13 protein-coding genes and 1 tRNA gene are annotated in these 13415 nt (G+C 67.2%); 5 read left to right on the forward strand and 9 right to left on the reverse strand.

The annotated features are described in order from the left end of the window. Positions 1 to 524: 524 nt before the first annotated feature. Positions 525 to 2117, reverse strand: a complete 1593-nt coding sequence (locus tag CI089_RS13375; RefSeq protein ID WP_094261974.1) for a HEPN domain-containing protein — start codon at positions 2115 to 2117, stop codon at positions 525 to 527. Between the two features lie 354 nt (positions 2118 to 2471). On the opposite strand from CI089_RS13375, the gene CI089_RS16295 reads away from it, so the two are divergent. From CI089_RS16295 to CI089_RS13395, 3 genes are all read left to right on the forward strand, one after another. After that, positions 2472 to 3245, forward strand: coding sequence for a hypothetical protein (locus CI089_RS16295; protein ID WP_143739005.1), 774 nt, complete (start codon positions 2472 to 2474; stop codon positions 3243 to 3245). Between the two features lie 67 nt (positions 3246 to 3312). Then, complete coding sequence (locus CI089_RS13390; RefSeq protein ID WP_094261977.1) at positions 3313 to 3651, forward strand: hypothetical protein; 339 nt, start codon at positions 3313 to 3315, stop codon at positions 3649 to 3651. A 71-nt stretch (positions 3652 to 3722) separates the two neighbouring features. After that, positions 3723 to 4283 (forward strand): hypothetical protein, encoded by a 561-nt coding sequence (locus tag CI089_RS13395; RefSeq protein ID WP_143739007.1) that lies wholly within the window; start codon positions 3723 to 3725, stop codon positions 4281 to 4283. Between the two features lie 288 nt (positions 4284 to 4571). On the opposite strand, the gene CI089_RS13400 is transcribed toward CI089_RS13395, so the two are convergent. After that, on the reverse strand, positions 4572 to 5396 hold the full coding sequence (locus CI089_RS13400; protein ID WP_094261979.1) for a hypothetical protein: 825 nt from the start codon (positions 5394 to 5396) through the stop codon (positions 4572 to 4574). 302 nt (positions 5397 to 5698) lie between these two features. After that, positions 5699 to 5772, reverse strand: a tRNA-Pro gene (locus CI089_RS13405). Between the two features lie 139 nt (positions 5773 to 5911). On the opposite strand from CI089_RS13405, the gene CI089_RS13410 reads away from it, so the two are divergent. Both CI089_RS13410 and CI089_RS13415 read left to right on the forward strand, forming a co-directional pair. Then, positions 5912 to 6529 (forward strand): GNAT family N-acetyltransferase, encoded by a 618-nt coding sequence (locus tag CI089_RS13410; protein WP_094261980.1) that lies wholly within the window; start codon positions 5912 to 5914, stop codon positions 6527 to 6529. 22 nt (positions 6530 to 6551) lie between these two features. Continuing rightward, positions 6552 to 6920: an RNA-binding S4 domain-containing protein gene (locus CI089_RS13415; protein ID WP_023951692.1), complete on the forward strand. Its 369-nt coding sequence runs from the start codon at positions 6552 to 6554 to the stop codon at positions 6918 to 6920. Positions 6921 to 6975: 55 nt separating this feature from the next. On the opposite strand, the gene CI089_RS13420 is transcribed toward CI089_RS13415, so the two are convergent. The 6 genes from CI089_RS13420 to CI089_RS13445 form a co-directional block, all read right to left on the reverse strand. Then, positions 6976 to 7770, reverse strand: a complete 795-nt coding sequence (locus CI089_RS13420) for a DUF4184 family protein (RefSeq protein WP_094261981.1) — start codon at positions 7768 to 7770, stop codon at positions 6976 to 6978. 9 nt (positions 7771 to 7779) lie between these two features. Next, positions 7780 to 9084: a tyrosine--tRNA ligase gene (gene tyrS, locus CI089_RS13425; RefSeq protein ID WP_094261982.1), complete on the reverse strand. Its 1305-nt coding sequence runs from the start codon at positions 9082 to 9084 to the stop codon at positions 7780 to 7782. A 352-nt stretch (positions 9085 to 9436) separates the two neighbouring features. Next, a complete protein-coding gene (locus tag CI089_RS13430; protein ID WP_094261983.1) occupies positions 9437 to 10132 on the reverse strand; it encodes a hypothetical protein in 696 nt (231 codons plus the stop codon). Continuing rightward, on the reverse strand, positions 10129 to 10773 hold the full coding sequence (locus CI089_RS13435; protein WP_094261984.1) for a SatD family protein: 645 nt from the start codon (positions 10771 to 10773) through the stop codon (positions 10129 to 10131). The genes CI089_RS13430 and CI089_RS13435 overlap by 4 nt, the downstream gene beginning before the upstream one ends. A 78-nt stretch (positions 10774 to 10851) precedes the next feature. Further along, positions 10852 to 12282 (reverse strand): argininosuccinate lyase, encoded by a 1431-nt coding sequence (gene argH, locus CI089_RS13440; protein ID WP_094261985.1) that lies wholly within the window; start codon positions 12280 to 12282, stop codon positions 10852 to 10854. Between the two features lie 9 nt (positions 12283 to 12291). Continuing rightward, positions 12292 to 13401: a DUF1624 domain-containing protein gene (locus tag CI089_RS13445; RefSeq protein WP_256977980.1), complete on the reverse strand. Its 1110-nt coding sequence runs from the start codon at positions 13399 to 13401 to the stop codon at positions 12292 to 12294. Positions 13402 to 13415: the final 14 nt, after the last annotated feature.

Raw genomic sequence — 13415 nt, forward strand, 5'->3', positions numbered from 1 at the left:
ATGCCCTTGGACTCAGCCGCCGTGTCAACCAACTCCTGTACGTCAGGGAGAGGCTCTCTTGAACGCTCGTTGGAAACGGAACTCGCGCGGAGGCTGGCGGCGAGCGCCACACCGATTGATACGGCCCGGTGACGCGCGGACGGGGACGAAGCTGCCGCAAAAAATGTGGCCCACAGTTGGTCGGGGTCGAACCGACAATAGATTCGAGCAAGTTCGTCGGGTTCGGGTGCCGCCGGCTTTGCTTGAGCGCGCTTCGGTTTTCTCGTCTTACTCCGACCCATGCCAGCCTCCAAGTTCACGTGGAAGATACGATCTCATGTGTCGTGTTCGACAGTCGATGTCGACGCGACGCCCAGCACCTGAACCGGCGCCGGATGCTGCGAGCCTATAGCTGGCCCGACATGTCCTACGGCGATGCCGTGCGGGGGCGGCTGCGAGCTGATCGTCGCGGCCGGTCTAGCTGGACGCATCAGCCGGGATGACAGGCCAGGTCCGCCCGGCAGAAAGGCTTCAGCTGTATAGACCTAGCCTGAGGTCGACGGATCTTCGGCCGCCGTGCCGCCCTGCTCATCTTCTGGACGGCGAGACGCTTGCCTATCGTCAACCACGGTTACGCCAACGGCTGCGATCTGCATGACGATCGAGTCGTCATCGCAAAGGACTCGTCGTGCGAGCTTGGCGGCGTGCGAAAGATCGGGGTGCTCATCCACAGCGTTTCGGAGCCGATCCTGCGGCACACCCAATTCGTGAAGCAGGTTCAGGATCACCAAGCCTGCGGTGACCTCAGCGAGAGCATGAAGGTGGTTCAGATCGTTATCGGCGGTTCCGACGTGCGCGAGATTGTTGCGCGCATCTTTCGCCGCTTTGGCCCACACCTCAGGTTCATGCACGAGGCGGACGCCAGCTTCGCCGACTCGGCCCACAAGATCGAGGAGCCGCTGCTTGAGAGTGGGGACATTTGAATGCTCGGTGAGACGGTCCGAGAGCCACGCCTTGCGGTCAGCTGGCGCCGCTTCCAGTAGAGCTTTGCGCAGTGACTTGAACTCTTCCGGAGGAATCGGCGGGGCCGGGTCGAGCGCACGATGGAACGACTCCGCGGCGGCAACAGCCGTAACAACTCTCGTCTCGATGTAGCCGCTCCGCACATACCGCAAACCGAGAATCATGCTGCGCGCGGCAGCGAACCTGTCGCGGACATCTAGCCAACGAGGAAGGAGCTCCTCGAAGGGAAGGTCATCAAGCGTCAGGACGTAGTTGCGCAGATCGAGAGCCTTCGCATCCGGCTTGGGCTTGACTACCCGCACCTGATACACGGTGATCTCATGCGGCTGGTCCCGCATCGGATGATCGTCGGGCCAATCGTCAGGAGTCGGCGGCAGGAACACGCGCATACTGATGATCCCGCACGCACGGAGCGTTGAGAGGGACAACAGGTCTGCCATGCCTCCGAGCAGATCGAGCCAGTACTCGAAGGACTGCGGCTCCTCGCGCTCGAATCTGATGACCTGATGTTCGCGCACGCGCGTCAGGGTTTGGGACCGGGTCTGCTCAGAATACGGATGCCACGCATAGTGGCTGAGCTTGACTGTCAGCGGGCCCGAATTGGCCGTGAGAGCTTCCAGGTGCTTCAACTCGATCGCGCCACTGAGGTCGCGTTCTGGCCCGAAATAATGTGTCTCCTGGATGCCAGTTCTGCGCGACCAGACGGTCATGTCCTCGACGTGTGCGGAAGCAGCCGTAAACGCTCGTTCGTCCGGATCGTCCATATGCACGCCCACCAGCGCGGTGTGTGCCCTCAACTCCAGCTTGTCAGGCGTCCCGAACATCCCGCCAAGGCTGAACGAACGCGCAGTTGTGACGTGGACGCTCAACAAGGTGATGAACTTGCCGTCACCGATGCCGACGACCACTGGCCAGTGCTGAAGCTCGTCGGTGACGATAGTGGAGCCGTTCTCACCCGGGCGCGTTACGTTGTATCGCCAGCCGCCGATGAGCCGAAGCCGTAGACCCTTGTCCGGCGAGTAGGTCAGCACCCCAGGCACCTTGTTGTCGGGATCCTCGGGTCGCCACCACTGGCCCGTCCAGTCCTGATGCTCGTCTAGCAGAGTTTCGGTCACACCTTCATAATGCACCTACGCTACGACATCGAACCGTGTCGGGATGCCGTCGCCGCAAGCGCGAACCGGCGCGTGAAGCTCGCAAAAGTGAATGTGCCGGGAGCGCGCACTCGAGGGTTCCCTTTCGCCCGTCGTGCGGTTAGGGATCCTCCAACGCGCTGATTGAGGTCGCAGCATAGTCAGCCAAGCTGCGACCGGCGGCGAGGCGTGTTCTGGTCGAGCGTCGTGCGCCGACGGTCGTCATTCTCGCCAGAAGACGTGGTACGGATCTACGCACGCTCACCCCGATAGACATAAGCGAGCACCGCTGTTGGGGCCCGTGAGTGTCTTCACCTTGTCACCGAGCATCCAACCATGAGAGCCCATGACAGGCTCGTGATGCTGCTTGCAGGACCGCATCTTTACGACAGTCATAGTAAGCACGAGGTCTTTCGGCTCCTCGCAAGGATCGCGCCGAATCTGGAGGATCGCGATCGGAAGCTGCCCCTCGGACGTGTCCTCAAAGGTCCTCCGCCATTTGACCTCGATCCCGAGCGCGAAGAGCAACGCCACGAAAGATGCATCTTCGACATCATCGAGTGGCTCACACGCTACGTCAGCGGATGGGACGACCTTGAACGCGCGGTCGCTGCGATCCGAGATCATCGACCGACCATCGGAGTGCGCCCGCATCCCGACTATTGGATGGACTCGGGTGGCTGGGTCGAGGAGGCAGCACCGTTCTCCACCGACGAGTTTGTTGGAGCATTCGACGACCACGGTCCCTCGGGCGCCTTCGCGCTGGCAGTCAATCAGTCATACGCCGAAGACGCGCTGGATGGGCCGACCTGGCAGGGTGCGTGCGCCGTCGTGCAGCAGGCGATCGAGAGCCGGCCGGACACTGGTCTGGCACTCCTCGGAGAGCCGATCGTCTCGGAGAACCCTGTGCGAAAAAGCGACTTCAGGTCTTCAGTCATCACTGGGCTCGGCAATGCCAAGCTCACGGACCAGCAGATCGAACCGGCGCTCGCATCGCTGCTAGCCCTCGTCGCGGATGCGCGACTCGCCCGTTCGATGAGCGATCTCTCTCTCGGCTGTGGAGAGTGGTGCACCCGAGCCCTCGGAGTCAGTGCTGGCTCGGCTCGATGAGCCGGCAAGCGCTGTATGGGACACACACGCTCCGGAATTGGAGGAACGCGACTCCCAAGATTGGCTGATGCTCGGACTCAACACGTGGCCCGGAGTTCTCGCACAATATTGGGTCAACCGTGTGCGCCTGCTGTGGACAGCCGAGGGGAACGATTGGCGAGGGCTTTCCACGGCCGACAAGGAAGCCGCGGCGAGGCTGCTGGATCCCGCTGACTACGCAACTCGCGCGAGTTTGGCGATCACCGCCGCGGACACATACTTCCTATTCGGTGCTGATCCCACGTTTGCACGCGAGCACCTCTTTCCATTGTTCGAGGCCACGACAGGCGAAAGAGCGACCCAAGCCTGGAAGAGCTACCTCCACCACCCCCGAGCCAACGATGCGATGCTGGAGGCCGGCTTCTAGCATCAGCTGACTTCGGCCCATGATCTGATCGCTGGCCTGGGCTCCGAGCACGGTCTTGAGCGCCAGTACTGGTGAATGATGGCGTCAATCTGCATCCGATCGGGGGCAGCGGACGTTGTCGACGCGCCAGCCTCACCGAGCCTGCGCAAGTTTGTGGCTTCATCAGTGCGATGGCCGATGTGCTCCACGACATCGACGAAGCGGAGTCGACGAACGCTTGGACTGCGTGGCTTGCCAAAAGCGTCCGAGTTCGCCTCTCTCAACCGATCAGCATGATTCCCGCGCAGGAACGCACAGCGTGGGGCGACATGGCGCTCCGCACGCCCAGCGGCATCACCTTGGAGACACTCGAAGTCACGGACTTAGCGCCGGGACCGCTCGGGGAGCACTCCACGTTTGACGACCTGCCGGCCGAGATCGTTCGCACGCATCCGGACAAGATTGCCCAGATCCTCACCCGTCGCCTCGCACTGGTGAGCCAATCTGATTGGCACATCGCTCACGAATTGCAATCAGTCGCAGGCCTGCTCAAGGAGAGCGGCGTCACTGATCTGGAACTTCGAAACCTCGCGGAACATGCGATACGCATCGGTGTCCACAGCGCCGCGTCCTGGGCCGACGACGTCACCTGAGAATCCGGAGAGCCGGAGTCAAGCGGAACCAACGCCTGTAGGTCGGATCAACCATTGTGGCGCGTTCCGCAGTGCCAGTTCGCCGTTGCGCGGTCGGTAGGCGAGCCTTCAGAGAGACGTTCTGGGCGCCCGGTTCCACCAGGCAGAGTGGGGTGCCGCCGATCAGTGGGTGGTCTTACTGAGTGTTATGCCGTTCGAAGGGCATGCCCCGTATGACTCGGAAGGCACCTCGGTGGCCGCCAGCGCGTCACTCTCTCACCGGCCTAACCTCATCGTGGTCGGCGGCCGTCAAACCATGGGGCGCTGGTTCTGATGCTCCTCGGTTGCGTACCGCAGGAAGAACGCGACTGTGGTTTCCAGATCGGTGACGGCCATCTCAAGGAAGTTCGCGTAGACGCTCATACTGATCGGATGCTCCGAAGGATTCCGCACCGAATGCGGGCCAACCCCGATGCCCGCTGAGATCGGGACGTTTCCGTGGGACACGCCCGCGCAAGCCATCCAGCACGACTCCATCAAAGTGGGATAGCTCGGTCGCACAGCGCGGCTTGCTTCCCGAACGATGCCGCTCAACGCCACCCTCTTCGACGTCGTCACCTTCTCCGGGTCAAGCCCCTTGATCGGCTCCGCGATCTCGTGGATCGTCTCTTCAAGGTCATACACCGCGCTGAGATCCGGATTTGCGTTAGCAACGACCGCCATGTCAACAGCGCTCTGGGTGTCCCACCACATCCGCTTGAGGAATCGCTCAACCCGGACACGATGAGACGGGTCCGCGATGAGCCAATGTGCTGTCGCTATGCACTCGATCGCGACTCTCAGCACAACGAACGACGTCAGAGCCGGGGTACGACCGTCGCAGGCAGATCCGATGTAGTGCTGTGCCAGTCGGAGTTGAGTCCGCACCATGTCCGATGGGAGGAACGTTTCCTCGAAGCAGTGATCAACCGCTGACGCACGACCTCCAGGGATCACTTTCACACTGTCAATAAGCTCGCCCACCGCTTCCAGGCGGGCCCGGGCGACACGTACATGATCTTGCGGGTCAGGTTCCTGAATCCGCGCTTCAAAGAACGCAGAGATGCGCCCCAACTCCTCCTCATCGATCTCCACAGGTTCAGGCTACGTCGAACGCTGCTGACACCCCCGTCGACGCAAGGACGAACGGGCGCACCTCCGGAGATGCGTTGGGCCACCTCGCCGCCATCCGGCGCCGAGGCCCTCGATTGCGGCCAGTCCAGAGGGGATTGGTCCCCTTTTGGTCCCCGTCGCCCACAGGCCACCCGACAGAGGCGCCCCTATGGGGTGCCTGACGGCTGGGCTCGACTCCCAGGGGACCACATGGGGACCACCTGAACGAGCCCCAGACACGACTAAGCCCTGGTGAGATTTACTGTCTCACCAGGGCTTTTCTGTCGGGATGACAGGATTTGAACCTGCGACCCCTTGACCCCCAGTCAAGTGCGCTACCAAGCTGCGCCACATCCCGGTCCGCTGTCCGCACGCGGACAACTCCCCTATCCTAACCGGTCCTGAGCCAGCTCGCGAACCGGCGCACCCGGGCGCGTTGCGCGGCTTCGTCCCCCTGATCGTTGCCCGGTGTCCGAGGCGGGCAGTACGGTCTGGCCATGAGCGAGACGACGATCGTGCCGGTGACGCCCGGCAGCTTCAGCGATGCCCAGCACGCGATGAGCGGCGGCGGCGACGGACAAGAGTGTCAGTGCCAATGGTGGACGATGACCAACGCCGACTTCCAGCGCACCGACGTCGAAGGCCGTGCCGCGGCCTTCCGCAGCGAAGTGGATGCCGCGCCCTCCCCCGGCCTCGTCGCCTACGTCGACGGCGACGCCGCCGGCTGGGTCCGCGTCGGTCCGCGTACTCGCCAGATCCGACTGAGCAAGACCCGCGCCTACGCCGGTACGACCGAAGAGCCCTGGGACGACGCGGATGTCTGGGCCGTGAGCTGCTTCGCGGTGCGCAAGGAGCATCGCCGCTCGGGCCTCAATGCGGCGCTCCTCGATGCCGCGATCGCCTTCGCCCGCGAGAACGGCGCACGCGCGATCGAGGCGTACCCAGTCGACCCGAATGCGGGTCGTAAGGTCACCTCGAACGAGCTGTACCACGGCGCCCTCTCCACGTTCCTCAGCGCGGGCTTCCGCGAAGTCGCCCGCCCGAAGCCGCACGTCGCCGTCGTCTCCCTTGACCTGGCCGGCGCGAACGAGACCAGCACCGGCGAGCACCCCTGACGCTTCGGCGAGAATGGAACGCATGACCGCATCCGACGCCCCCGTCCGTGTGGACTCGTGGCTGTGGGCGGTCCGCATCTACAAGACCCGGTCAGCGGCGACCACGGCGTGCCGCGCCGGTCATGTCCGGGTCAACGGCGAAAAGGTGAAAGCGTCGCAGTCGGTGAAGCCCGGCGACGAGCTGCGGGTGCGCATCGCGGGCTTCGACCGCATCCTCGTCGTCCGGCAGACGCTCACCAAGCGCGTCGGTGCGCCCGTCGCCGCAACGGCGCTGGAAGACCGCACGCCCCCGCGCGAGCCGATGGCCATGCTCGCCGTCCGCGACCGCGGCGCCGGCCGACCGACGAAACGCGAGCGCCGCGAGATCGACCGGCTGCGCGGAGTCGACTGAACCATCATCTCGGGCACCCGACCACGGGCCGCCGAAGACCGAAACCCCGCGATGCTCAGAGCACAACGCGGCGGCGCGCCACCTGCACGACGGCGCACAGCACGAGCGTCACCATTCCCCAGATCGCGCACGCCGGCGGCAGTACGCGATACGCGAGGTGCTGAGCGGTCCACTGCGCCGTCAACGGGCCGTACGCGGCGAGGCCGATCAGCCACGCCACCACGAGCACGACCGGCAGCGACACCCACCAGACCACCCGCACGGCACCGCGGAGCACCCGCCGCACCGGAACCGAGGACCGCTTCCGCAGCCAGAACGCCCCCGCCACCGCGAGCCCCAGCAGGCCGAGCCCGCTCGATGCGTACTGGAACCACCGGTAGCCGTGGAACGGCCCCCAGCGCTCGGCCAGCGCGGGGACGAGCTCGACGCCCCAGCGCCCCTCGTGGGTGAAGGCATCCCAGGCGATGTGGCTCAGCACGCCGAGTACCAGCGACACCACGACCAGCAGAACCGTGACCGCAACCGACCGGCCGCGCCCCGTTCCCGACACGACCGTTCGCAGCGCGTCGCCGCCTGTGGCATCCCACCTCGACGGCAGCCGTCCGGCGAGCCAGTCCGGCGCGAGCTCACGGACCGCGGGACGCAGCAGCAGCCACCACGCGAGCAGCAGCACACCCGCGATCGCGACCGTCAGCCACGGGTACGCGTGCGTCTGCGCGTAGCTGATGCCGATCCCACGCGCGAACAACGGCAGGTCGGGAGCCATCGCCCCGACAGCCACGGCCGCCGGCACGAGCGGTGTGCGAACGACCGCCAGCGCGACGACGGCGTGGCTCGGGGTGAACGGCATCCGGTCGGTTCAGTCCTCGACGAAGACGCCCGCGAGAGTCTTCTTGCCCCGCCGCAGCACGGCCACGCCGCCCGGCAGATCCCCGACGACGACGGCCGACTCGTCGTCGACCTTCGCACCGTTGATCGAGACGCCGCCCTGCGCGATGGCCCGGCGGGCCTCCGACAGGCTGCCGACGAGCCCGGTGTCGACGAGCAGCTGCACGACCGAGGTGCCGGCCGACGCGGTGGCGTGCGGAAGCTCCTGCAGAGCCGAGCGCAGCGTGGCGGCGTCGAGCGCGGTCAGGTCGCCCTGGCCGAACAGCGCATCGGATGCCGCGATGACCTTCGCCGTCGCGTCCACTCCGTGCACCGTTGCGGTGACCTCGAATGCCAGGCGCTTCTGCGCGGCACGGCGGAAGGGCTCGTCGGCGACGAGGCGCTCGTACTCCGCGATCTCGGCGCTGCTGAGGAACGTGAACACCTTCAGGCGTTCGACGACATCGGCATCCGCGGTCGAGAGCCAGAACTGGTAGAACGCGTACGGGCTCGTGAGCTCGGCGTCGATCCAGATGGCGTTGCCTTCGCTCTTGCCGAACTTCGTGCCGTCGCTGTTGGTGATCAGCGGCGTGCCGAACGCGTGCACCGAGGTGCCCTCGACGCGGTGGATGAGGTCGGTGCCGCTGGTGAGGTTGCCCCACTGGTCCGAGCCGCCCGTCTGCAACGTGCAGCCGTACTGGCGGTAGAGCTCGAGGAAGTCGAGCCCCTGCAGAATCTGGTAGCTGAACTCGGTGTAGCTGATGCCGGCATCCGAGTTCAGGCGGGCGGCGACGGCATCCTTCTTCAGCATCGTGCCGACGCGGTAGTGCTTGCCGATCTCGCGCAGGAAGTCGATCGCCGACAGCGGCGCCGTCCAGTCGAGGTTGTTCACCATGCGGGCGGCGTTCTCGCCCTCGAAGCTGAGGTACTTCTCGATCTGACCGCGCAGCCGGTCGACCCACTCGGCGACGGTCTCGCGCGAGTTGAGCGTGCGCTCGGCGGTCGGACGGGGGTCGCCGATGAGGCCGGTCGAGCCGCCGACGAGACCGAGCGGCTTGTGACCGGCCAGCTGCAGGCGGCGGAGCGTCAGCAGCTGCACGAGGTGACCGAGGTGCAGGGATGCCGCCGTCGGGTCGAAGCCGCAGTAATACGTGAGCGGGTCTCCGCCGAGCGCCTCTCGCAGCGCTTCCTGGTCGGTGGACACATGCACGAGACCGCGCCACACCAGCTCGTCCCACACGTTCTCGAACGCGGGATCGAGCGCCACGGGGGCGGTCGTCAGGGCTTCATCAGACACGCGCTTCAGGTTATCAGCGGCGCACCCGCCGATACGGCGGGGCCGGGCGGNGGGCGGCTTCGGCGCCCCGACTCGACGACTCAGCCTGATGACGGCACACGAGTCAGCCCGAGGCCTCGTCGTGCAGACTGGCGACAATGCCCGCGGAATCCCGCAGCCAGCCCCAGCACCCGTCGACAGGCTGAGCGGCGCCTCGGGTGTCTTCGCCGCCCAGCCCTTGGGGTTGAGCCTGTTGACGGCACAGGAGCCGCCCGTCGAGCCCGCGCCCAGGCTGATCGCATTGCGGCGGCGTCGTGCGTGTGGACCCACGACACGAGGCGAGCGGCGCGCCGCCCGCCTTCGTCAAGGACGGTCAGGCGGCGGTGCCCCACCAGATGAGGAAGGCCGCGCCGAGGGCGACGACCCAGCTGACGAGGCTTCCGACGAGGAAGTACTCGGCGCGGTCTCCCCCGTCGTGGTCGCGCGAGATCTCCGGGAAGCGGACGATGCCCTTCGCCGCGAGCACAGCGGCCAGCAGCGTGAATGCTCCGGTGAGGGTGAGCGCGAAGACGAGCACGCGCTCGAGGGGGCCGATGATGCGCCCGCCCTTCAGCTCGTTCGCCGCTTCGGCGGCCACGACACCGCCCCGCAGCGACGCCCGCACGATGACGTTTCCCGACTCGACGAGGAACACCAACGCGCCCGCCAGCGCGATGGCGAGGTCGAGGCTCACGACGCCCAGCGGCGAGTCGATCGGCCAGATCCTCTCGAGCGGCCCCTGGCCATCGCGCACCCCGATGAGGGCGACCGCCACGGCCACGACGACCGCCAGGAGCGCCGCGGGCCACAGTCCCCACCGGGTGGGCTCGCGCGTCGAGGTGACCGCCGCCCATACGGCTGCGACCGCGACGGCCGCGAACCACCAGGCCGCGGCGCCCGCCCAGGCGGCGAGGGGCAGCAGCGCGGCGCCGAGAACCACGAGCACGATCCCGAGCTTCGCGCCCGACAGCCGCTTGCGGGCGAGGTCGAGCGCGCCGACACCGAGGAGGATGAGCCCCGCGCCGATCACGACGAGCGCTCCGTCAGCGCCGCGTAGCCGGCGACGATCGCGGGAGCTCCGGACGACGCGAGCAGCTGCGACACAGCCGACTGGGTGATGCCCTCCTCCTTCGCGAGGGCGCCCTGGGTGCGGCCGAGGCAGCGGCCGTAGGTCAGGCGCCGGGCGCGCTGCGACATCGCTCCGACGAGTTCGTCACGGGCGAGTGCGTAGGCGTTGGCGAAGCGGATGCGGTCGGCCATGGCGACATCCTCGTCCTCCCCTCCGACAATGCGGGTGCGGGCGCGCGGAACCGCGCGGTCCTGCATCGCGTGCACCTGCTCGATCGCCTCGCGCGCGCGCCACCAGCCCGGCCCGTCGGAGATGTCCGCGCTCTCGGATGCGACCGACCCGACATCGCCGACGCCGAGCCCGAATCGCAGCGACGCCTCATCGGGCAGCGCGAGCTGAAGAAGCAGAAGCCACGCCAGCGCGTCATCCAGCTCGTCGAAGACCGCCTGGAACTCGTCGGCGAACGTGGCACGCATCGTCGACGAGGCGACAGGGAGCGCACGATCGACCTCGGCCATCGAGGCTTCGATCCGGGCCTGGGTACTGCCGCGATCCTCGAGCAGACGGGAGCCGACGATGTCGGCGATCACCGCGATAGTCATAACGATCAGATTATCACTTATATTCGCCGGATATAAGTGATCTGCTGATGAAGGCGAGATATCAGTCTGAAGCTGATATTAGAGCTGCCACACGCGCACGGCCTGCTGAGCCCGAGCGATGAGTGCCGCTCGCTGCTCATCGACCCGCACCGGCGCGGTTCCGCCGATGCCGTCGCGGCTCGCAACCGAGCCCTCGGGCGAGAGCACCTCACGGACCTCGGGAGCCAGGTGCTCCGAAACCGAGACGAGGTCGTCATCGGATGCCTCGTGCAGCTCGATGCCCTGCTCCTCGCAGAGCCGCACGAGCGAGCCCGAGATCTCGTGCGCCTCGCGGAACGGCACACCGCGCTTGACGAGCCACTCGGCGACATCGGTTGCGAGCGAGAACCCCTGCGGCGCGAGCTCGGCCATCCGGTCGACGTCGAAGCGAAGCGTCGCGACCATGCCGGCGAATGCGGGCAGAACCACCTCGAGCGTCTCGATCGAGTCGAAGACCGGCTCCTTGTCCTCCTGCAGATCGCGGTTGTACGCGAGCGGCAGCGCCTTGAGCGTTGCGAGCAGGCCCGACAGGTTGCCGATCACGCGGCCGGCCTTGCCGCGGGCGAGCTCGGCGATGTCGGGGTTCTTCTTCTGCGGCATGATGCTCGACCCGGTCGAGTAGCCGTCGTCGAGCGTGACGAAGCCGAACTCGCGGGTGTTCCAGATGATGATGTCTTCGGCGAACCGCGAGATGTCGACGCCGATCATCGCGGCGATGAAGGCGAACTCGGCCACGACATCCCGCGACGACGTGCCGTCGATCGAGTTGTCGGCGGGCCGGTCGAGCCCGAGCTCCGTGGCCACGAGCTGCGGGCCGAGGCCGAGGGTCGCGCCGGCGAGCGCTCCCCCGCCGTAGGGCGAGACCCGGGCGCGCGCCGACCAGTCGCGCAGGCGCTCGAGGTCGCGCAGCAGCGGCCAGGCGTGGGCCTGCAGGTGGTGGGCGAGCAGCACCGGCTGCGCGTGCTGCAGGTGGGTACGGCCGGGCATGATCGCGCGGGAGTGGGTCTCGGCCTGGCCGACGATGGCGTCGATCACCCGCAGGATGTCGCGGGCGATGACCTCGGCGTGATCGAGCAGGTACAGCCGCACGAGCGTGGCGATCTGGTCGTTGCGGCTGCGTCCGGCGCGCAGCTTGCCGCCGAGCTCCGGTCCGACGGTCGCGATGAGGGCGGCCTCGAGCGCGCCGTGCACGTCTTCGTCGCCCGGGGCGGGCTGCAGCGAGCCGTCGCGGACGGCGGCGAGCACCGAGTCGAGCCCCGCGTGCATGCGGCTCTCCTCGTCGGGCGTGAGGTAGCCGGCGGCGGCGAGCGCCTTCGCGTGAGCGTGCGATCCGGCGATGTCGTACCCGGCGAGCGCCCAGTCGAAGTGCGTCGATCGGCTCAGGCGCGCCAGCTCGGGCGCGGGGCCCGAGGCGAAGCGGGCTCCCCAGAGAGCCCCGGAGTTCGTGCCGCCTGACGTGTCTGCGCTCATCGCTCCAGCCTATCGGGGCGGCATCGATGCGCCCGGCGCCTCCACGCGCCCGCGCACCGTCAGACGGGCGAGTGCGTCGATGCCTGCTTCGAGGGGACCGCGTCCGACGGCGAGCGCCCAGGCGGTGCATCCGACGATGATGCCGAGCGTCATCGGCCAGAACGGATCGAGAGCACGGTAGGAGTCGAGCTCGAAGACGCCCGGCTCGGCGGCGGGACGCGTGAGCGCCCACACGACGATCTGCGCCGAGTAGGCGGTCAGCGGCATCGACCCCACGGCGCGGAGCGGCAGCGCGACCCATGTGAGGGGCGTCCGGCACACCAGCACGCACACGCCGATGACGAGAAGGGCGAACCCACCGGATCCGATCACCTCGAACAGTCCGGACGAATGCGCCTCCCCGGTCCACGGGGTCTGTCCGAAGACCTCGGACCGGCCCCAGACGATGTCGAGCGCCGCCCCGACAGCCGTCAAGGCGAGCCCCGCGAGCGCGAGGAGCCACGGCGTCGCGCGCGAGCGCAGGTCGAGGCGCGCTGCTCCCATGCCCGCGAGGACGAACGCGATCCAGGTGAGGAACGGGTAATGCCACCCGACGGCGTTCGAGACGTCGACCCCCTCGGGTGTCGACCAGAACGACAGACCGTCGATCGCCGCTTGCGGGAACGGCGCGACGAGCCCGACCACCGCGGCGGCGATGAGCAGCGTGCGCGCCCGCAGCGGCAGCACGGCGGCGGCGATCACGAACAGCAGCGCATAAGCGGGAAGGATGACGTACACCGGCACCGCGAGGAACAGCAGCAGCACGCCGATCACCCAGATCGCCCCGGCCCGCACGAGCAGGCGCAGGCGAGCCGTCTCGAGTCGTGGGCCGCGCAACGGAACCGGGCCGCCGCTGATGAGTCCGATCGAGACGCCCGCGAGCGTCGCGAACAGGATCGACGACCGCCCGTGGACGATGCCCTCGTACGAAGAGGGGATCGTCCAGTCGAAGTCGGGGATGGCGAGCAGGTGCGCCGCGAGCATGCCGATCACCGCGAGGCCGCGAGCGAGGTCGATGCCGTCGATGCGCGAGGGCGCGAACAGCGGGCGGCGTCGCAGCATCTCCCTCACCCCCGGCATCGGGCGCTCCTCAC

The sequence above is a fragment of the Microbacterium sp. Yaish 1 genome (assembly GCF_002245215.1).
Taxonomy (GTDB): domain Bacteria; phylum Actinomycetota; class Actinomycetes; order Actinomycetales; family Microbacteriaceae; genus Microbacterium.